Genomic DNA, 21,142 nt, shown 5'->3' on the forward strand with positions numbered 1-21,142 from the left:
CATAGCTCATGGCGGTTTTTATTATTCAGTTAAGAATTACTTTTCAGCTTTTTCTTTCTTTGGTTTTTTACGCTTATCGGTAATCACCCACTTGCCATCAACAAAGAGTGCCGTCCAACCTGATGGCTTACCATCGATTTCTGAACGTACATAGTTCTCTTTAGTCTTACGAGCAAAACGAACCACTGTCGGCAAACCGTCTGGGTCTGCAACAGGAGCATCAGTTAGGTATAAGAACTTAGGCGATAAACGATCTTTAAAGCGAACCAACTCTTCCACTAGCGGAGCACGAGTCTCACGCGATTTAGGGAAGGTACTTGCCGCCATAAATAGACCCGATGCACCATCACGAAGTACAAAGTAAGCATCTGGATCTTGAGTACAAGGTAGCTCAGGTAGATGTACAGGTTCTTCTTTTGGTGGTGCAATCTCACCGTTCTTTAGAATCTTACGAGTATTCTTACAGTTTTCGTTGGTACAACCCATGTACTTACCGAAACGACCATTTTTCAGTTCCATATCAGAACCACATTTGTCGCATTCAATTACAGGGCCATCGTAGCCTTTTAGCTTAAATTCACCTTTTTCTACGATATAACCATCACAGCTTGGGTTATTACCACAAACATGCAGTTTACGAGTCTGATCAATCAGATACGCATCCATTGCTGTACCGCACTTAGGACAACGTTTCTTCGCACGCAATGCTGCTGTTTCAACGTCTTCTTCTAGTACGTTAACAATGCCATCTTCACTGCCTAGGTTGATGGTTGTTTTACAACGCTCTTTTGGTGGCAATGCATAGCCAGAACAACCTAAGAACACACCGGTTGATGCGGTACGAATACCCATAGGACGTGAACATGTTGGACACTCAATATCGGTCAATACAATATTGTTTGGCTTCATGCCACCTTCAGTTTCATCCAACTCGGCTTTTTCAAGCTCTGTTGTGAAATCACTGAAGAAATTATCCAGTACCGCTTTCCAGTTTTTCTCACCTTCAGCGATCTGGTCAAGATTGCCTTCCATACGAGCAGTAAAATCGAAATCCATAAGATCTGGGAAGCTATCATCCAGACGGTCAGATACGATTTCACCCATTTTTTCAGCATAGAAACGGCGTTGATCAACTCGAACATAACCACGATCTTGAATGGTAGAGATGATCGATGCATAAGTTGATGGTCGACCAATACCACGCTTTTCAAGTTCTTTAACCAATGCAGCTTCTGTAAAGCGCGCTGGTGGCTTAGTGAAGTGTTGCTTAGGCTCAACGTCAGAAAGCTCTAACTTATCGCCTACACTCACCATAGGCAGTGTCATATCTTCATTTTTACCAGATGGGCGCTGAACTTTAGTCCAACCAGCAAAACGTAATGTGCGACCTTTTGCTTTTAGCGTAAAGTCAGCAGCACGAACTGTGATTGTGCTTGAGTCATATTGAGCAGGTACCATCTGACACGCAACAAACTGACGCCAGATAAGATCGTACAGCTTAACCGCATCTTGCTCCATACCATCAAGGTCTTCAGCTCGAACGGTAACACTTGAAGGACGAATCGCTTCGTGCGCTTCCTGTGCATTTTCTTTACTGCCGTAAACATTTGGCTTACCCGGTAAGTATTCATCACCATACTCACCAGAAATAAACTCACGAGCAGCTTCAACCGCTTCTTTTGATAGGTTTGTCGAGTCGGTACGCATATAGGTAATATAACCTGCTTCGTACAGACGCTGAGCCAATCCCATCGTACGCTTAACACCGTAACCCAAACGAGTACTTGCCGCTTGTTGCAGTGTTGATGTAATGAAAGGTGCAGAAGGCTTGCTGCTTGTTGGTCGATCTTCGCGATCAATAACCTCATAAGCGGCTTTATCTAGCAGAGCCTTCGCTGCCATGGTTTCAGTTTCATTAACAGGTCGGAACGCTTTACCTGCCTGCTGTGCAACCAACAAACGTAGCTCATCTTTACCTGCAGTTAGCGTATTGGCATGAATATCCCAAAACTCTTCAGGTACAAAGGCTTTAATCTCACGTTCGCGTTCAACGATCAGTTTTACTGCAACAGACTGAACACGACCAGCGGATAAACCACGAGCAATTTTCTTCCATAATAGAGGCGAAACCATAAAGCCCACCACGCGATCAAGGAAACGACGTGCTTGCTGAGCATTAACGCCGTCCATATTCAATTCGCCTGGTTGCTCGAAAGCTTGTTGAATAGCATTTTTCGTAATTTCGTTAAATACTACTCGCTTATAGCGTGCATCATCACCACCGATGATCTCACGAAGGTGCCACGCAATAGCTTCCCCCTCGCGGTCTAGATCGGTTGCGAGATAGACATATTCTGCCTCTTCAGCCAGCTTCTGTAGCTCACTGACAACTTTTTCTTTGCCCGGTAAGATTTCGTAATTTGCCGCCCAATCATGATACGGGTCGACACCCATTTTCTTGATGAGAGAATTACGATCTTTCTCTTTTTTAACTCGTGCTTTCTCTTCGGCACTCAACCCTTTCGTTGAAGTTGCCGGAGCTTTTTTACCCGTAGCAGCACGTGCACCGGTTGGTAGATCACGAACGTGACCCACACTAGATTTTACAATGAAATCCTTACCCAAGTACTTATTAATTGTTTTTGCCTTGGCCGGGGACTCCACAATAACGAGAGATTTACCCATAGTGACTCTATTACGTCCTCGTGCTCGCTTAATTTTTAAATCGGTTAGATAGTTGCATGCGCAATCAAATAGCACGTCACGCTTCTCAATCGTATTAAGGCACTCATCTTTAAATTTAGGATCAGTGGCTTAATACGATGGTCAACAAAAGCGTGTATTGTGCCTAAATGTTGTCAATTTTCCAGCAATTTTCAAACTATCTAGCGTAAATTCCTATTTACATATTGGGCTACAAATCCAGAAGGTCAACTGCTTTTTTACAAAATAAGACTGTTTGGTTGCCGAGTCTACAGTTGTTAACAATATGTAACTTCAGTTTTTTTTGCTAAAAAATGAATCAAATAAAGAAAATTTTTGCCAATAACTATCAGTAAAAAGAACTGAGAGCACATTTACCACTTCATATTAGTTTTGACTATCAAAGCGCATATTTTTATGTATTGGTTCACAATATTTTTACTGATTAATAGATGACTGCCTTTTGTTTAAACAGTTTTACCAAGAAACAAGATTCAAAGAATATTTGTCATCTTCTTCAACTCGCAATACACTTAGCCTCTCAGAAATACCCTAAAGGCAAAACCATGAGCGATAAAAAAAGTATCTCTACCAGTGACTTATTAATGATTGCTAACCAGCTAATCCAAGATCATGATGATTATATCCCAGGTATGCGTGCAACATCTGTTGAAGAAAAAATGGGCGTTCTCGTATTTAAAGGGGAGTACTTTTTAGATGATGAAGGACTACCAACAGAAAATACGACCCATGTATTTAATATGTTTAAGTTTCTAGCACATCAATTATCACCAGAATTTACTTTAGCTGATTAATTCTAGTCTTATAAGAAAAAACCCGTGCGATATAATCAACACGGGTTTCTCATTTGTTATTTACGCAACAACTCGCTGCTTATTACATAAATGGGCGCTGACCTCGTCCTACCCACTTTAATAATAAACTGTCTGTCGCTTCAGCAGTCGCACCCGCAAGTTTTTCTGCCAGCTTCTTACGTTGTACGTATTTCACACCCAGCACTTTGCGCTCTTTGCAAGCTGCAGTAATAAAATCATCACTGGTGCCAATAGCATCAACCAAACCAAGTTCAAAAGCTTGTTGACCAAACCAGTGTTCACCTGTTGCTACTTTATTTAAATCCAATTCAGGGCGATGATTTGCGATGAAATCTTTAAATAAGCCATGTGTTTCTTCAATCTCAAGCTTAAATTTCTCGCGAGCTTTATCGGTATTTTCACCAAACATGGTTAATGTACGCTTAAACTCACCTGCTGTAATTTGTTCAAACTCAATATCATTTTTCTTCAATACTTTATTGAAGTTAGGAATTTGAGCAATCACGCCAATTGAACCAACAATCGCAAAAGGTGCGGAGATAATTTTATCTGCCACACACGCCATCATATAACCGCCACTTGCCGCGACTTTATCGACAGAAATTGTTAGCTTTAAGCCTGCCGCTTTAAGACGATCAAGTTGCGATGATGCAAGGCCGTAATCATGAACCATACCGCCGCCAGTCTCTAGACGTAACAGCACTTCATCACCTTCTTGAGCAACGGCTAAGATAGCAGTAACTTCTTGACGAAGCGCGGAAACTTCGCGAGCATCAATACCGCCTTTAAAGTCGATCACAAAAAGACGAGAGTCACGAGAGAAATCAAGCTCACCCTCTTTTGCCGCCTTTTTCACTTCATTTTGACGTGCTTTTTCTTGCTCTTTATCGGCTTTTTTCTCTGCTTTATCACGAGCTTTTAGCAGAGACTTATCAAATAGATGCTCTTCTAGTTGGCTAACTGTTTCTTTATATTGCTCTGTTAGGTCAGTTACTTCTAATTCACCTTTTTGTGAACCACCATGACCTTTAATACCTTTAACTACTAATAAAATAGCCACAACCGCAACCACAACAGTTGCAATCTTAGCTAAAAATAATCCGTACTCTAAAATAAATTCCAAGGTATAACCCTCTTTAAAATCAGCAAGTAAGCATAACTCTCACTATTGTAACCATGTGACAGTATTAATCATCATCCAATTACAAAATTGCGCCATTTTTCTCAACATTTGCCGAAAAAAACAGAGCTACACTCAAGAAAACTACCACAATCTTTGATATTGTTTGACTATATAAATGATAAAAGTTCGCAATAATAGCGATTTGTTGCAGAAAATTTAGGTAAGTGTCGACAATATCGGCAATTTGCAGCCAATTTATTAAAAAGGAATACGAACGTGAATTACTCAATTGCTCAAGATGCCCTCAAAGATCGCGTAATCTTAGTGACAGGAGCTGGCGATGGTATTGGACGAGAAGCTGCTATGCAGTATGCCGCTCACGGTGCTACTGTCATTTTACTGGGCCGTACAGTCGCTAAACTGGAAGCGGTTTATGATGAAATTGAGCAGCAAGGCTTTCCAACTCCGGCAATCATACCGATGGATCTGCTTGGCGCAACAAAGCAAAATTATCAGGATATGGCTGATACTATAAAACAACAGTTTGGTCGTTTAGATGGTGTATTGCATAGCGCAGGTCTACTTGGGGTTCTCAGCCCTTTTGACCAAATTGATGAAGCCAGCTTTGATGATGTGATGAAAGTAAACGTTAAAGCGCAGTTTTTAATGACTCAAGCGCTCCTACCTTTACTAAAACAAGCATCTGATGGCCGTATTATCTTTACCTCATCGACAGTTGGCCATATTGGCCGAGCATTTTGGGGCAGTTATGCGATTTCCAAGTTTGCAACCGAAGGGATGATGCAAGTTTTAGCTGATGAACTAACAAATACGAACGTGAAAGTTAATGCGATTAATCCAGGAGGTACTCGTACTGGCATGCGCGCTCAAGCCTTCCCTGCTGAGGATCCTAATCAATTAAAAACCCCTAAAGACATTATGCCCCTGTATCTTTATTTGATGGCACCAGAAGGCGGTCATATTCACGGTGAATGTATTGATGCACAACCTAAACGCCAACCAGGTGCAGCAAGCTAATATTCAAATAATTTTTCTGTATTAAAAAGGCCGCTCTGTAAATTCAGAGCGGCCTTCTTATTATATCAACATACTCAAAATGATTATTTACGAGTACGAGGCTTATTCGTTGGCTTAGAAGCTAGAGGGTTACGGCGATTTGCACCGTTACCTGCTGGCTTGCGAGCCTTATTACCGCCTTTGTTATCAGCGTCATTTTGACGAGGCTGACGACGTGGCTTATTGTTTTCAGCTTTGTCCGCACCAGAATTACGTGTAGAAGGACGACGAGGCTTCTGATTACCAGCCTTATCCACATCGCTGCTACGCGTTGATGGACGGCGTGGTTTATCATTACCTGCTTTTTCTACATCACTATTGCGAGTAGTTGAACGACGATCATTACGACGACGAGAATTCGTATTATCTGCACGCTCTTCAAAACGACGAACTGCACGACGAATTTGACGAACATTACGCTTACGTTTTTGACCTTCCACTGTTAATTCAGTTTCAGTCTCTGGTTGTAAGCCTACTAATTCACGTAGGTAGTTAACATCGTTAAGCTCAAGCTCCATCCAACCACCGCGAGGCAGTTCTTTGCTCAAGTAGATATCACCGTATCGTACACGCTTTAGACGGCTTACTGTTACGCCTTGAGAAGCCCATAGACGACGAACTTCGCGGTTACGGCCTTCAGTAATTACCACATAAAATGTGTGGTTCATACCTTCGCCACCAGCATAAACAACGTCTTCAAAACGTGCCATACCATCTTCTAGTTCAACACCACGAACAAGGTTACGAACCATATCTTCAGAGATTTCACCAAAGACACGAACCATATATTCACGTTGAACGCTATGGCTTGGGTGCATCAAACGGTTTGCTAATTCACCATCTGTAGTGAACAGCAACATACCCGATGTATTTGCATCAAGACGACCAACTGATACCCAACGACCATTATTTAAGCGAGGTAAGCGATCAAATACTGTACGACGACCTTCTGGATCGTGACGTGTACACAGTTCACCTTCTGGCTTGTTATATGCTAAAACACGGCATACTTCGTCAGTTGATGCGACAAGTTCAATGCGACGTCCGTCAATTCGCACAGAAGCAGTCATATCTTCTAGACGGTCGCCCAGTTTAGCTACATCGCCGTCAACACTTACTCGACCGTTTTGAATCATTAATTCAATTTCACGACGAGAACCTTGGCCAGCACGTGCTAGCACCTTCTGTAATTTTTCACTCATTTTCAGACAAACCTTGTCGCCTTCACAGGCGTCGAAATCTTTATCAATAAACTATAAACATTAAACAAAAATAATTTTGCTTAATCTGATGCCAATACAGCGACAATCGCTTGATGATAGTCAAAGCCATAAGTCATTGTTTTAATATTGAAAATCTAGTTTATTGTACCATTTACATTTTTAGGGATCGCCAAGATGTTTTTTCAAACTATCTTAACAACAAATTAGCTCGCTATTATGCCAAAAATCCCATGTGCAAGCTATAAAAAAGATAGCGGTCAATAGAACTTGTCCTAACCAGACAATATGCTACCGCCGCTATCTCAAAATCAATCTGAACTCAGCCTAGTTAAGGTCTCTTAACCTTCAAAAGGCGCGGGATCACCGGCACCAACACGAACAATTTCAATATCATCATTACTAAAATCGATAACCGTTGTTGGCTGCTCGCCTAAATAACCGCCATGAATAATCAAATCGACCGCATGCTCTAACTTATCGCGGATCTCATCAGGATCAGACTCAGTCATCTCATGGTTCGGTAAAATCAAGCTGGTTGACATCATAGGCTCACCAAGTGCTGCCAATAAATCCAAGGCAATTTGATTATCTGGTACACGAATACCAATGGTTTTACGTTTTGGATTCATTAAGCGGCGAGGTACGTCTTTCGTTCCTTTAAAAATAAAGGTGTAAGCACCAGGTGTGTTGTTACGTAATAAACGAAACGCTGCATTATCCACACGAGCATAAAGCGAAATTTCAGAAAGATCGCGACATAACAGCGTAAAATTATGCTTATCATTTAAACGACGAATTTGGCAGATACGCTCTAGCGCCGATTTATTTTCTAATTGGCAACCAAGGGCATAACCGGAATCTGTCGGGTAAACAATAACGCCACCATTACGAATAATTTCAACCGCTTGATTGATTAAACGCGTTTGTGGGTTTTCTGGATGAACATAAAAAAACTGACTCATATTTCCTCCAATCACGAGATTAGACGTGAGGTTGCTCAACATCTTCTCGTTTTTTCTCTACCGTCCAATCGTGCCAAATCGGTACAACATCTTTAGGCAGCCATAAGTTACGGCCAAGCTCTGTCCATGGAGATTGATAATGAAAATCAGAGCCTTGAGAAGCTAATAAATGATACGTGATCGCGTAATCCCCTAAGGTACGACGCTCCTGCGGTCCTTGCTGAGGTTGTGCTACTTCAATAGCATCACCTTTTGCTTCTATAAAACAGGCAATCAGGCGCTTAAGCCATTTTGCTGTCATCTTGTAACGACCTGGGTGGGCAATAACCGCTTTACCCCCAGAGGCATGAATCGCAGTAACTGCCTCGGCAATCGTACACCAATTGGGTGGCACATAACCGGGATTACCACGAGTTAAGAATTTCTTAAATACCGCCTGCATCGTTTTAGCGTGCTCTTGCTCAACCAACCATTGTGCAAAATGAGCACGAGTGATTGTTTCACCATTCGCTAATTGAGAAGCTCCTTCAAATGCCCCTTCAATACGGTTTTTGGCAAGGCGCTCACCAATTTCTTGCGCTCGCTTATGACGGCGCTCAGCTTGCTCAGCAATAAGTTGCGTCATAGCTGGATGCATCGGATCAATATTAAGTCCAACTATATGTATATCAAAATTTTGCCAAACCGTTGATATTTCTATGCCATTAATCAAAGTTATTGGCAAATTTTGTTGGTCAATCACATCTTGTGCGATAGGCAACGCTGCCACAGTGTCGTGGTCAGTAATAGCAAGCACATCAACGCGTCTCTCTACCGCTCGCTTAACCAATTCTTCTGGGGTTAAGCGACCATCAGAAGCCGTCGTGTGCGTATGGAGATCAAATAACATACATTTACATCTTGACTTTGCATTTACATACTAGTTTACTAGTACACAGATACCTAATACACGTTTGCACTACATCTCTTAGGATTTTTTAACATGGTACAGCAATTTCACTTACAAAACCGAACTTTATTCACCTCTTGGTGGTGGCACTTCCCTACCAGGGTGGTGTGAGTTTCTGTACCTAACATAAATTCATAAAGCCCGCTGAGTGTGGGCTTTTTCATACCTAAATGTAGCCCATTACTTGATTCTTGATACCACATATTCAGCGCGACAAGATAACAAGGAACTGACAATGATTATTGTATTAAAACCTCAAGCTACTGAAAAACAAGCCAAAGAATTATTAGCAAAAATTGAATCTGCTGGGCTAAAACCACTGTATATGCCAGGGGTTGAACGTATTGTCTTAGGCGCATTAGGTGATGAACGTAAATTACAAACAATGAATTTTGAAGCGTATCCCTTTGTCGAAAACGTCAAACCTATTTTGACTAAATACAAAATGGTAAGTCGTGAAGTTCAAGCACACGACACTCAGGTTAGATTTGGTAATGCGGTTATAGGTGGAGACAAGTTTGCCGTCATTGCAGGGCCATGTTCCGTAGAATCGGAGCAGCAATTGTTGTCGGTGGCTGAAATGGTAAAACAATATGGTGCTATCGCTTTACGTGGTGGTGCTTATAAACCCCGAACTAGCCCCTATGATTTTCAAGGACTTGGCGAAACAGGACTTCAGCTTCTTCAACAAGCAAATCAACAGCTGGGGTTACCAACGGTTTCTGAAGTAATGGATATCAGCCAACTTGACATTATGTGCCAATACGTTGATTGTTTACAAATTGGCGCAAGAAATATGCAAAATTACGGTTTACTTAAAGCCGTTGGCGAAAGCGGTAAACCGGTATTACTTAAGCGAGGCCTTGCTGCAACTATTGAAGAGCTGCTGCTTGCTGCTGAATATATCTATGACGCCGGTAACCCTAATATTATTTTATGTGAACGAGGTATTCGAACCTTTGAAACCGCAACGCGTAATACTCTGGACTTAAACGCCGTTGCTTATTTAAAACAGCGCAGCCATTTGCCTGTTGTTGTTGACCCGAGCCATGGAACTGGCGTCCGTGAGTTAGTGATTCCACTGTCACGAGCTGCAGTTGCCGTTGGTGCTGATGGCATTATTGTGGAGACACATCTCAATCCATGCCAAGCACTATCTGATGGTCATCAAGCACTAACAGGCCCAATGTTTGCGCAACTTATGGATGAAATAACGCCGTTTGTTGAGGCGGCGGGGAGAACGCTGTAATGACGTATAAGGATAGTACGCCACAAGCCTCTGCTCAGCTTGAAGTGTTGGCACTAGAAGTCCCTTATGTTGCTGACCCAACAGAGCTCTACTATGCTCTGTGTGGGCAAAGTACGAATAGTCTTCTCTTGGAATCGGCTGAAGTAGATTCCAAACAGAATTTAAAAAGCCTGATGCTGATTGATGCTGCGGTGCGTATTGTCTGTCGAGGTCATCAAGTCGATTTTGAAGCTCTGACCTTAAATGGTGAAAATGTATTAGCCAGTTTGGTTGATAGCCTTGATCCATCCCTGATTACACAACAATCACGCAAAACACTCACCTTAAGCTATCTCTCACATCATCAAGACACCGAATTAGATGAAGATAGCCGCTTACGTCAAGCATCTAATTTCGATGCCCTACGTGCTGTACAGCAACTGTATCCAACCACGGCTTTACCCCATGATGCCCTATTTTTAGCCGGACTCTTTGCCTACGATCTTGTGGCTGCATTTGAACCCTTGCCAGAGGTAGATGCTAAAACTCAATGCCCTGATTATGTGTTTTATGTGGCAGAAACGTTATTGGTTATGGATCACCAAAAACGTAAAAGCAAACTGCAAGCGTCATTGTTTAGCCACCAATCATCAGAGGATTCACCAAGCGATAGCTCTCACTATGCACACAACTACCATGAATTAAGTCGTCGTATTCAGGCAATCAAAGAGCAATGTTTAACTAAGATCACTGTACCACCAGCCCCTGTGATGACCGACTTAGCACCCACAACAAATGTTAGTGATGAGCAATTCTGTCAACAGGTCAACTTTCTTAAACAACATGTGATTGCAGGTGATATTTTCCAAGTCGTGCCATCGCGCCAATTTACTCTGCCATGCCCCGACCCGTTGGCAGCTTATCGAGCCCTAAAGCAGGGTAATCCGAGTCCTTATATGTTTTATTTGCGCGATCAAGATTTCACCTTATTTGGCGCATCTCCTGAAAGTGCATTGAAATACAGCAAAGCAACCAATCAAGTTGAGATTTACCCCATAGCAGGAACCCGACCTCGAGGTAAAAACCGTGATGGTTCAATTAATTTAGACCTAGATGGGCGTATTGAACTGGAACTTCGCTGCGATGTAAAAGAAAAAGCTGAACACATGATGCTGGTCGATTTAGCACGCAATGACGTTGCCAGAATCAGTGAACCAGGCTCTCGTTATGTTGCTGATTTACTTAAAGTCGACCGTTATAGTCACGTGATGCATTTAGTCTCAAGAGTTGTCGGCCAGTTAAGAAGCGACCTTGATGCTCTTCACGCCTATCAAGCTTGTATGAATATGGGCACGCTGACAGGGGCACCAAAAATTCGAGCCATGCAACTGATCCGCCAAGTCGAGCAGCAAAGAAGAGGTAGCTATGGCGGTGCAGTCGGCTACCTTACTGGCACAGGAGACATGGATACTTGCATCGTGATCCGCTCTGCCTATGTAGAAAACGAGGTGGCAACGGTTCAAGCGGGCGCAGGAGTCGTGTACGACTCCATACCTCAGGCTGAAGCCGATGAAACACGAGCCAAAGCGCAAGCTGTGATCAGAGCCATACAGCAGGCCCATTCAACTTCGGCAAACAGCTTGAGGAGTCAAAACTCAAAGGAGTCACATAATGAATAATACTCACATTGTTTTACTCGATAACTATGACTCTTTCACTTACAACCTAGTCGACCAATTTCGCTCGCTTGGCCACTCGGTTACCGTATTTCGCAACAGTGCTGATGCTTACCGACTCGCACAACATATTCAAGCATTCCCTAATGCCGTATTGGTTTTATCCCCAGGACCAGGAGCGCCAAATGATGCGGGATGCATGCCACACCTAATTGAGTTAATGAAAGGAAAAGTGCCGATTTTAGGGATCTGCCTTGGGCATCAGGCAATCGTTGAATCTTATGGTGGCACTGTAGCAGGCGCGGGTGAAATCATGCATGGTAAGGCTGATATGCTTGAGCATAATGGTCATAGGATTTTTGGCGATCTGCCCTCTTCTTTTCCCATTGCTCGTTACCACTCATTGGTTGCAACCCAAGTTGTTGAACCATTGCATGTTATTGCAAAAGCCAATCAACTCATTATGGCGGTTGTTCATGAGCAAGATAAAGTGTGCGGATTTCAATTTCATCCTGAGTCAATTCTCACCACTCAAGGAGCTCAACTGTTAGCGCAGACGCTTGATTGGATATCACGCCCTACAACACCACTCGATCTGACCACACCAGCACAGAATCAAGGATGATATTATGACGGTACATGAACTGACCAATAAACTGTTACAACAAGAATCACTCGATCAAACAGAAAGTTATCAGCTGTTTGATGCGATCATTAAAGGCGAAGTTGAGCCTGTGGTGTTATCTGCTGTTTTAACCGCACTCAAAATTAAAGGGGAAACCCCAAGTGAAATAGCAGGAGCTGCGAGCGCACTTCAAGACAATGCCAACAATTTTCCAACCCCAGATTATGATTTTGCCGATATTGTTGGTACCGGAGGCGATGGCGCAAATACCATTAATATTTCAACCACAGCAGCCTTTGTAGCCAGTGCTTGTGGCGTAAAAGTAGCCAAGCATGGTAACCGCGGCGTTTCGAGTCAGTCAGGTTCATCTGATCTACTGGATAAATTTGGTATTGATTTAGCCATGACGGCACAAGAGGCTCGTAAAGCGCTCGATGAATTGGGGATCTGTTTCTTGTTTGCCCCGCAATATCATCAAGGCGTACGTCATGCGATGCCCGTGCGTCAAAGTTTAAAAACTCGTACCATCTTCAATTTGCTTGGCCCCTTAATTAACCCCGCTAAGCCGACCATTGAATTAATGGGGGTCTACTCACCAGAATTGGTTCTTCCTATCGCCAAAACCATTGCAACATTAGGTTTTAAACGCGCTGCCGTTGTCCATGGCTCAGGTTTGGATGAAGTTGCCATTCATGGTGAAACCTTAGTCGCTGAAATTATTAACGGTGAAATTAAACAATACACGGTAACGCCAGCAGATTTTGGTTTGGATACCTACCCTCTTGAAGCGATAAAAGGTGGTAGCCCAGAGGAAAATCGAACCATCATCCAACATATTTTAACTGGTAAAGGCACTCCAGCTCAGGAGGCCGCTGTCGCCGTTAATGTTGCTTTACTGCTTCGTCTCTTTGGTCACGAAGATCTAAAAGCTAACACAGAAAAAGCGCTGACAATTATGAAAACCGGTGTTGCCTACCATCTAGTAGAACAACTGGCTGCAAGGGGAAAATAACCCATGACAATGGAAACCGTATTACAAAAAATCGTTGCCGATAAACGTCTATGGGTAGAAGCACGAAAAAAATTGCAGCCGCTTACTGGCTTTAAGTCGGCAGTTAAAACCTCTGATCGCAGTTTTTATCAAGCATTAAAACAGCAGCCCGTAGCCTTTATTCTCGAATGCAAAAAAGCATCACCATCAAAGGGATTAATTCGTGCTGATTTTAATCTTGATGCTATCGCAAAAGTTTACCGCCGTTATGCCAGTGCGATTTCAGTCCTTACTGATGAAAAGTATTTCCAAGGCCAATTTGAATTTATCACTCACGTCAGAGAGCAAGTTGAACAGCCTGTACTTTGCAAAGACTTTATGATCGATCCCTATCAAGTCTACTTAGCTCGCTATTATCAAGCCGATGCGATTTTATTGATGCTGTCAGTCCTTGATGATGAAACGTACCAACAATTATCAACCCTAGCTCATCAACTGGGTATGGGCGTATTAACCGAAGTCAGTACAGAAGATGAGTTACAAAGAGCCATCGATTTAAAAGCGACCGTAGTTGGGATCAATAATCGTAATTTGCGCGATCTTTCTATTGATCTAAATCGCACTAAACAACTTGCGCCAAAGCTACCTAATGGTGTCACCGTCATTTCAGAATCGGGAATTTACAATAATCAGCAAGTACGAGAACTGGCCCAGTATGCCGATGGCTTTTTAATTGGTAGCGCTTTAATGGCTGAAAACGATCTGGAACTGGCCGTGCGAAAGGTCATCTTAGGCGAAAACAAAGTATGTGGTCTAACCCACTCTGATGATGCCAGTTATGCGTACCAATCAGGCGCTTATTATGGTGGCTTAATTTTTGCGAAAGCATCACCTCGTGCCATCAGTAATGAACAAGCAAGAATGGTGATAAGTGGTGCCCCTCTTAAGTATATCGGGGTATTCCAAAACCAAACTAGTGAAGAAATTGTTCAGACTGTTAAAGCTCTGGGTCTTTATGGCGTACAGCTGCATGGGCAAGAAGATACCGCTTATATTGCTGAGCTAACCAAACAGCTGCAAGAAAGCCAGATTACTTGTCAACTATGGAAAGCCTATGGCATCGCAGGAGAGCAACTTCCAGACTTTCTTCCTGATGTTGATCGCCATTTACTCGATTGTAAAGTCGGCCAGCAACTGGGTGGTACTGGACAGCGATTTGACTGGTCATTACTAGATTCATTATCCGAACAACAAAAATCCCAGTTAATGATCGCAGGTGGTATCAACCCAAGTAATGCTTTTATAGCAATTCAGATTCACTGTGCTGGCTTAGATCTTAACTCAGGCGTTGAGATCAAACCGGGACAGAAAGATCCTCAAAAATTACAAGCAGCATTTGCGGCAATCAGACAAATTAAGGAAAACCGTCATTATGAGTAAATTAGATCCCTACTTCGGAGAATTTGGTGGTCAATATGTGCCGCAGATCCTCGTTCCTGCTTTAGATCAACTTGAGCAAGCCTTTATTGATGCCCAACAAGATCCTGAGTTTTCACAACAATTTATTGAGTTACTAAAAGAATATGCTGGTCGTCCAACGGCACTGACTTTATGCCAAAACCTCACTAAAGGGAGTAAAACAAAGCTCTATCTTAAGCGAGAAGATCTCCTTCATGGTGGAGCCCATAAAACCAATCAAGTATTAGGTCAGGCACTACTTGCAAAACGCATGGGTAAAGCTGAAATTATTGCAGAAACAGGGGCTGGACAACATGGGGTCGCAACCGCTCTTGCCTGTGCGCTGCTTGGGCTGAAATGCCGTATTTACATGGGGGCAAAAGATGTCGAGCGCCAAAGCCCAAACGTCTTTCGAATGAAGCTGATGGGCGCAACGGTAATTCCAGTTCATTCGGGATCTGCCACACTTAAAGATGCCTGTAATGAAGCGATGCGTGATTGGTCTGCTAGCTATGATAAAGCACACTACTTGCTTGGTACCGCTGCAGGTCCACATCCATTTCCAACCATAGTAAGAGAGTTTCAACGTGTTATTGGCGAAGAGACAAAAGCCCAAATATTAGCCAAAGAAGGTCGCCTACCCGATGCAGTAATCGCATGTGTTGGCGGCGGCTCTAATGCAATAGGTATGTTTGCTGATTTTATCGAAGAAACCAGTGTCGGACTCATTGGTGTTGAGCCTGCTGGTAAAGGTCTTGATACCAATATGCACGGCGCACCACTTAAACATGGCAAACTCGGCATTTTCTTTGGTATGAAAGCCCCGCTAATGCAAGATCAATACGGTCAAGTCGAAGAATCTTATTCTGTTTCTGCTGGCCTAGATTTTCCATCCGTTGGTCCTCAACACGCTCATTTAAATGCAATTGGTCGTGCTGAATATGGCTCTGTTACCGATGATGAAGCCCTTGAAGCGTTTCAATTACTGGCTCGAAATGAAGGTATTATTCCAGCTCTTGAATCGGCCCATGCCCTTGCCTATGCACTTAAACTGATTCAGGAAAATCCAGACAAAGAACAATTGTTGGTGGTGAACTTATCTGGCCGTGGTGATAAAGATATCTTCACCGTTCACGACATCTTAACAGCACAAGGAGCGCTATAATGGATCGTTATTCTCTTTTATTTGACCGATTAGGTGCTCGCAACGAAGGCGCTTTTGTTCCTTTTGTTACCATTGGCGATCCAAATCCAACTTTATCTCTTCAGATTATCGATACTTTGGTTGAATCTGGTGCTGATGCTCTGGAGTTAGGCATTCCTTTTTCCGATCCACTTGCAGACGGTCCTACAATTCAAGGCGCTACAATTCGAGCACTTACTGCGGGTACAACACCACCTGTCTGTTTTGAATCGCTAAAACAAATTCGTCTTAAATATCCAGAACTGCCAATTGGTCTCTTAATGTATGCCAACTTAGTTTTTGCGGCAGGCCTAGATAATTTCTATCATCAGTGCGCAGAAGCTGGAATTGACTCCGTTTTAATTGCAGATGTACCGCTACACGCCTCAGCAGAATTTCGTCAGGCAGCAAAGAAACATGGCATCGATGCTATTTTCATTGCCCCACCCAATGCTGATGAAGAAACATTAAAAATGGTGGCAGAGTACGGTTCTGGTTATACCTATTTACTCTCACGGGCGGGGGTAACAGGAGCAGAAACCAAAGCCGGAATGCCCGTTGACCATCTACTAAAAAGCTTAAAAGATCACCATGCGCCACCGGCTTTACTTGGCTTTGGCATCTCCAGTCCAGAACAAGTTTCCGATGCAATAAAAGCAGGGTCTGCTGGTGCGATATCTGGCTCTGCCGTTGTAAAAATTATTGAAACCCATTTAGAGCAACCAGAGGAATTACTCAAGGCAATGAGCCACTTTATTCAAACCATGAAAGCGGCGACTAAAAACAGTCAATAGCACAGACTCTGCTTGGGAATAACATCAAAAGTCCTCCGTCTCTGGAGGATTTTTGGTTTCATCGGGCCAACAAGGTATACTAGCGCCAGTATCAGTATTGATTGAGCACATTCAATGAAACAAATTCTTGATTTTATCCCACTTGTCGTCTTTTTCGTCTTATTCAAAATGTTTGACATCTTTGTGGCAACAGGCGCTTTAATCATCGCAACAACAATTCAACTTGCGGTGACTTGGTTTATGTATAAAAAGGTCGAAAAAATGCAGCTTGCGACCTTCTTTATGGTATTAATTTTCGGCAGCTTAACCCTGTTTATGCACGATGAAAATTTCATAAAATGGAAAGTGACTATCATCTATGTGCTCTTTGCTGCTGGCCTTGCTATCAGTCAAATGATGGGCAAGCCCCTAATTAAAAGTATGCTTGGTAAAGAATTAACCCTGCCAGAACCGGTCTGGAAAAGAATCAATTTGGCTTGGAGCCTGTTTTTTGTTGTCCTTGCCGTTTTAAACGTCTATATTGCTTTCACATTACCGCTGGAAGTATGGGTAGATTTCAAAGTCTTTGGTTTACTGATCTTAACTTTGCTCTTTACCGCTCTCACTGGTGGTTATATCTACCGCCATATTCCTAAAACAACCGACTCAGAATAGATGCAAAACTCGATGAACCCTGACAACAATATCCCTTGCGGACAGCTACTGCTTCGTACGCTTGCCATGCCTGCCGATACCAATGCCAATGGTGACATCTTTGGTGGATGGATCATGTCTCAACTTGATCTAGCTGGTGCCATTTTAGCCAAAGAAATCTCAGGAGGCCGTGTTGTTACTGTCTCTGTAGAAAGTATTGAATTTAAAGCACCGGTTGGTGTGGGTGACGTTGTGTGTTGTTACGGTGAATGCAAACGTATCGGTAACACATCGATGAGTGTTGCACTGGAAGTGTGGGTTAAGCCTGTTGCTCAAGAAGAAGTAGGCGAACGCTACCGTGTGTGTCAAGCGACCTTTAACTATGTTGCGATCAACTCTGAAGGTCGCCCTCGTCCGATCAAAAAAGCATAATACGTTAAAAATCGGTCAAAATTCGAAGAAAAAGCACTCTCCTCTGGTGGGTGCTTTTTTTATTGGTTATGGTATCTCCCCCTGATATGATTTGGGGATAACATCATCATGATAACAACAAGGGAGTCCTTACATGTGGTATGTGATTTTTTCTCAGGATGTTGAGAACAGCTTAGAGCGCCGTATGAGCGTTCGCGAAAAACACCTTGCGCGCCTTAAAGATCTACAAAACGAAGGTCGTTTACTTGTTGCCGGGCCAATGCCAGCGATCGATGATGAAAATCCAGGTGAAGCGGGCTTTACAGGATCAACTGTCATTGCAGATTTTGCCTCTCTGGAAGATGCTCAAGCGTGGGCTGATGCTGACCCATACATTGATGCAGGTGTTTACGAAAAAGTTATCGTAAAACCATTTAAGAAAGTTCTGCCATAACCAATAACGAGTCAGTCATGTTAAAGAAAGTTATTGCTGTCGGTGCGTTATTGATTCTTGGGGGGTGTGCATCCTCTGATGCTGATGTGGCTAATGCGATGGCAAAGAGTCGCGCTGCAAGCATCAATAGTAAAGCGCCTTACCCTAAAATAGATGCTTACCAAATCGTACGAGCACAAGCTAAAGGCCATACAGTTGAAATCACCATTCTGTATGGAGGCAACAGTACGATTAGCCCAACGCAGGCTGCAAAGAGTGCCGCAAGAAGTTATTGTAATAATGATGAGCTAACGCCATTTTTTGCCCAAGGCGTTAATTACAATATCGCGATCATGGACATGCAGGGCCGCAAACTTGTCCAGCAACCAATTTCAGAAGCTTATTGTAAGCAACAGACACTTTAATAAAAAACCCCAGCCGGCTTGATAGTTAATTCAAGATGCTGGGGTTTCTTTATGGTCGCTAACTTATATACTCATTTATATACCCAAAAGGCTTCAAGATGTGAGATTACTTGGGGATAGTTACTTGGGTATAGTTATTTGGCCATCAGAGTCATGTGCTATTACGCTGATTTAAATACTAACGCCTTCAGACCGCCTTCTGGATCAATATCCTTAAACTCAGGTGGATTATCAAGACGCTCAATAAACTGTAGGCTTGGGGCTTCTTGAGCCATGCCATCAATTAAAAACTGAGATGAAATAGATGGGTCATTCACACACGCCAAAACAGTCCCCTTCTCAGTCAGCAATTCAGGCAAACGGCGGAGAATTTTTTGATAATCTTTCGTAAGTGCAAAACTGCCCTTTTGGAATGATGGTGGATCGATAATGATCAAGTCATAAGGCCCCAATTTACGCACCTTACCCCAAGATTTAAACAACTCATGACCTAAAAAAGAGACCTTCTTTAAGTCGTGTTGGTTTAAATGATGATTATCACGACCTCGACTTAATGCCGACTTTGCCATATCTAGATTCACCACATGCTCGGCACCACCTGCAATCGCAGCAACCGAAAAGCCACAAGTATAGGCAAACAAATTGAGTACACGTTTACCATTGGCTTGTTCACGAACCCAATCACGACCATAACGCATATCCAAAAACAGGCCGTTATTCTGATTACGTCCTAGATCGAGTTTATAGGTTAAACCACTTTCGATTACATCTTGATATTCACGCAGATCACCCCAGATCACTTCTAGCGGTGAACCTTGACGGTCTCGATGTTGCAGTAGTAAAGAGGTTGCGCCACTTTGCTGCCATTGTGGTTGTGATACTAGATTTTCAAGCATCGCATAAAGGCCTTGCAGAAACTCAGGTTCAGGCTCTTTAAATAATGACACCAAAACTTGACCTTGTAGGTAGTCAACGGTGATTTGCTCTAACCCCTGCCAACAACGACCACGGCCATGAAAGAGACGACGAACCTCTGATGGTGGTGTTGCTAAGGATGATAATAAATGAGCTTCTAAGCTAGGTAGAGCACTGGTTTCCATATTTTTATTCAACTTTTACTAAACTGGATAGAAATTTTAACCTAAATCGCGACTGACAGAAAATAGGCAATATTGATATACCTAAGTAACCTTAAGAGACTTTAGATAGCAAGATGCTTTAACTATTAAGCGACAAGTTTTAATTCGGGTTCATTTTTGCGGGAATCAGCAAGGAGGACGTATTCAGCAGTAATACGGATTTGGCGGCGGCGTTTAAGATGAGATTTTATTTTCAGTCGATTACGTCGATGTGATGCCAGTCCCCAAAATCGAGTTACACTCTTTTTCTTCTTTAATCGCATACGAAATGCAGCACTACGGGTATGGCGCATGGTAATCCTCATCTAGGGTGAAATCCTAGGCGGCTAGTATACGCAACTCTTGATTTAGATGCGAATTGATCCGCAAACAATCGATTTTTTTGCCCGAATTATCAGCAATTCAGGCAAGTTTATGCATATCTATCCCAATAATCACAAAAGGAAGAAGGTAGATTGCAATCACAGATTCAATTCAAATAGGAACAAATCTATTTAGAACCTATTTTAGGCCAATCTAATAGCCAAGGTTGTTGCCATTGTTCTAGACCTGCCACCGTATCAGCCTCTTGCCATAATTGACCAAAAGTTGGCACACAAAGGAAACGATACTGCTCACCTTGATAAGGAAAACTCAACGCATACGCATGAAGATAGCCACGATCTGCAGCCTCATTACCGTAAATATCATCGCCAGTAATGCCAGACCCTACACTTTTAAGCGCAACACGGATCTGATGCGTTTTTCCTGTATGCGGTTTACAAAGAAACAGTCGACGTCCATTACCTGCTGCGGTAGAAAAAAATTGTGTAATCGCTGGATTGTGTTTACTGCTTTCTAATTTCCAGCTACTGCGGCGAGAACGAGTCATATCACCAATAACAATACCTTGTTTTTTCTTAGGCTTTTTAGAACCGATCGCCACATAGAATTTTTCAACCACTCGATTAGCAAAATTGCCTGAAAGTTCAGCCGCCGCCTCTTTATTTCGTCCAAGTAACAATAGTCCTGATGTCATTTTATCCAAACGATGGATCAAATAGAGTTTCTCATCACCAGTTTGTGCCGCAACCGCCGCCAACAGTGGTTGGTCATTATCATCTTTATGAACACTCACTCCTGGATGTTTATGAATAAGAATAAAGTCAGGATGTTCATGGACTAAAGTAAACATGGGCTTTCTCAATGTGATAAAACTAACTCGCACCAACAAACTCAACCTATCAACAGCGCAAGTTAGTATAAAAATACAGGAGGCGGAGTATATACTCCC

21 protein-coding genes and 1 other annotated feature are annotated in these 21,142 nt (G+C 42.8%); of the genes, 13 read left to right on the forward strand and 8 right to left on the reverse strand.

The features are described from left to right. Positions 1-36: 36 nt before the first annotated feature. Positions 37-2,685 (reverse strand): type I DNA topoisomerase, encoded by a 2,649-nt coding sequence (topA, locus tag CTN07_RS00590; protein WP_036764082.1) that lies wholly within the window; start codon positions 2,683-2,685, stop codon positions 37-39. Between the two features lie 584 nt (positions 2,686-3,269). Here topA and CTN07_RS00595 point away from each other — a divergent pair. Next, on the forward strand, positions 3,270-3,518 hold the full coding sequence (locus tag CTN07_RS00595) for a YciN family protein (protein ID WP_036765086.1): 249 nt from the start codon (positions 3,270-3,272) through the stop codon (positions 3,516-3,518). Between the two features lie 82 nt (positions 3,519-3,600). Here CTN07_RS00595 and sohB read toward each other — a convergent pair whose 3' ends face one another. Further along, a complete protein-coding gene (gene sohB / locus CTN07_RS00600; RefSeq protein ID WP_036764084.1) occupies positions 3,601-4,662 on the reverse strand; it encodes a protease SohB in 1,062 nt (353 codons plus the stop codon). 276 nt (positions 4,663-4,938) lie between these two features. Here sohB and CTN07_RS00605 point away from each other — a divergent pair, with 276 nt between their 5' ends. Continuing rightward, positions 4,939-5,700 (forward strand): YciK family oxidoreductase, encoded by a 762-nt coding sequence (locus CTN07_RS00605; RefSeq protein ID WP_005300005.1) that lies wholly within the window; start codon positions 4,939-4,941, stop codon positions 5,698-5,700. An 83-nt stretch (positions 5,701-5,783) separates the two neighbouring features. Here CTN07_RS00605 and rluB read toward each other — a convergent pair whose 3' ends face one another. From rluB to rnm, 3 genes are all read right to left on the reverse strand, one after another. Beyond that, the gene (gene rluB / locus CTN07_RS00610) at positions 5,784-6,941 is read right to left on the reverse strand and encodes a 23S rRNA pseudouridine(2605) synthase RluB (protein ID WP_005300008.1); all 1,158 of its coding nucleotides are present in this window, start codon (positions 6,939-6,941) and stop codon (positions 5,784-5,786) included. 359 nt (positions 6,942-7,300) lie between these two features. Beyond that, a complete protein-coding gene (locus CTN07_RS00615; protein ID WP_036764086.1) occupies positions 7,301-7,924 on the reverse strand; it encodes an L-threonylcarbamoyladenylate synthase in 624 nt (207 codons plus the stop codon). A gap of 19 nt (positions 7,925-7,943) precedes the next feature. Continuing rightward, on the reverse strand, positions 7,944-8,813 hold the full coding sequence (gene rnm / locus CTN07_RS00620; protein WP_005300013.1) for an RNase RNM: 870 nt from the start codon (positions 8,811-8,813) through the stop codon (positions 7,944-7,946). A gap of 136 nt (positions 8,814-8,949) precedes the next feature. After that, positions 8,950-9,037: a sequence feature (Trp leader region), on the forward strand. Between the two features lie 71 nt (positions 9,038-9,108). Here rnm and aroF point away from each other — a divergent pair. The 11 genes from aroF (at position 9,109) to gspS2 (ending at position 18,730) form a co-directional block, all read left to right on the forward strand. Next, positions 9,109-10,122: a 3-deoxy-7-phosphoheptulonate synthase gene (gene aroF, locus CTN07_RS00625; RefSeq protein WP_005300014.1), complete on the forward strand. Its 1,014-nt coding sequence runs from the start codon at positions 9,109-9,111 to the stop codon at positions 10,120-10,122. Continuing rightward, positions 10,122-11,780 (forward strand): anthranilate synthase component 1, encoded by a 1,659-nt coding sequence (locus tag CTN07_RS00630; RefSeq protein WP_005300015.1) that lies wholly within the window; start codon positions 10,122-10,124, stop codon positions 11,778-11,780. The genes aroF and CTN07_RS00630 overlap by 1 nt, the downstream gene beginning before the upstream one ends. Beyond that, positions 11,773-12,402 carry an aminodeoxychorismate/anthranilate synthase component II gene (locus CTN07_RS00635; RefSeq protein ID WP_005300016.1) on the forward strand — a complete coding sequence of 210 codons (630 nt, stop codon included), beginning with the start codon at positions 11,773-11,775 and terminating at the stop codon, positions 12,400-12,402. The genes CTN07_RS00630 and CTN07_RS00635 overlap by 8 nt, the downstream gene beginning before the upstream one ends. 4 nt (positions 12,403-12,406) lie before the next feature. Further along, entirely contained in the window at positions 12,407-13,414 is a 1,008-nt protein-coding gene (gene trpD / locus CTN07_RS00640) for an anthranilate phosphoribosyltransferase (RefSeq protein WP_005300017.1), read from the forward strand. Between the two features lie 9 nt (positions 13,415-13,423). After that, the gene (gene trpCF / locus CTN07_RS00645) at positions 13,424-14,833 is read left to right on the forward strand and encodes a bifunctional indole-3-glycerol-phosphate synthase TrpC/phosphoribosylanthranilate isomerase TrpF (protein ID WP_036765087.1); all 1,410 of its coding nucleotides are present in this window, start codon (positions 13,424-13,426) and stop codon (positions 14,831-14,833) included. Next, positions 14,826-16,016, forward strand: a complete 1,191-nt coding sequence (trpB, locus tag CTN07_RS00650; protein WP_005300019.1) for a tryptophan synthase subunit beta — start codon at positions 14,826-14,828, stop codon at positions 16,014-16,016. The genes trpCF and trpB overlap by 8 nt, the downstream gene beginning before the upstream one ends. Beyond that, the gene (trpA, locus tag CTN07_RS00655) at positions 16,016-16,828 is read left to right on the forward strand and encodes a tryptophan synthase subunit alpha (protein WP_005300020.1); all 813 of its coding nucleotides are present in this window, start codon (positions 16,016-16,018) and stop codon (positions 16,826-16,828) included. Before trpB ends, trpA begins: the two co-directional genes overlap by 1 nt. A gap of 114 nt (positions 16,829-16,942) precedes the next feature. Next, complete coding sequence (locus CTN07_RS00660) at positions 16,943-17,482, forward strand: septation protein A (RefSeq protein ID WP_036764088.1); 540 nt, start codon at positions 16,943-16,945, stop codon at positions 17,480-17,482. Positions 17,483-17,494: 12 nt separating this feature from the next. After that, positions 17,495-17,893 carry an acyl-CoA thioester hydrolase YciA gene (gene yciA, locus CTN07_RS00665; RefSeq protein WP_036764090.1) on the forward strand — a complete coding sequence of 133 codons (399 nt, stop codon included), beginning with the start codon at positions 17,495-17,497 and terminating at the stop codon, positions 17,891-17,893. Positions 17,894-18,026: 133 nt separating this feature from the next. Further along, complete coding sequence (locus CTN07_RS00670) at positions 18,027-18,326, forward strand: YciI family protein (RefSeq protein WP_005300022.1); 300 nt, start codon at positions 18,027-18,029, stop codon at positions 18,324-18,326. 17 nt (positions 18,327-18,343) lie between these two features. Then, positions 18,344-18,730, forward strand: coding sequence for a type II secretion system pilot lipoprotein GspS-beta (gene gspS2 / locus CTN07_RS00675; RefSeq protein ID WP_036764092.1), 387 nt, complete (start codon positions 18,344-18,346; stop codon positions 18,728-18,730). Positions 18,731-18,891: 161 nt separating this feature from the next. On the opposite strand, the gene CTN07_RS00680 is transcribed toward gspS2, so the two are convergent. The 3 genes from CTN07_RS00680 to CTN07_RS00690 all read right to left on the reverse strand — a co-directional run bounded on the left by CTN07_RS00680 (position 18,892) and on the right by CTN07_RS00690 (position 21,043). After that, positions 18,892-19,830 carry a class I SAM-dependent methyltransferase gene (locus tag CTN07_RS00680; RefSeq protein WP_005300023.1) on the reverse strand — a complete coding sequence of 313 codons (939 nt, stop codon included), beginning with the start codon at positions 19,828-19,830 and terminating at the stop codon, positions 18,892-18,894. A 125-nt stretch (positions 19,831-19,955) separates the two neighbouring features. Beyond that, positions 19,956-20,162, reverse strand: coding sequence for a hypothetical protein (locus CTN07_RS00685; RefSeq protein ID WP_080551731.1), 207 nt, complete (start codon positions 20,160-20,162; stop codon positions 19,956-19,958). 197 nt (positions 20,163-20,359) lie between these two features. Beyond that, positions 20,360-21,043 carry a TIGR01621 family pseudouridine synthase gene (locus CTN07_RS00690; RefSeq protein ID WP_036764094.1) on the reverse strand — a complete coding sequence of 228 codons (684 nt, stop codon included), beginning with the start codon at positions 21,041-21,043 and terminating at the stop codon, positions 20,360-20,362. Between the last annotated feature and the right edge of the window lie 99 nt (positions 21,044-21,142).

Source organism: Photobacterium damselae (assembly GCF_003026815.1).
Lineage (GTDB): Bacteria > Pseudomonadota > Gammaproteobacteria > Enterobacterales > Vibrionaceae > Photobacterium > Photobacterium damselae.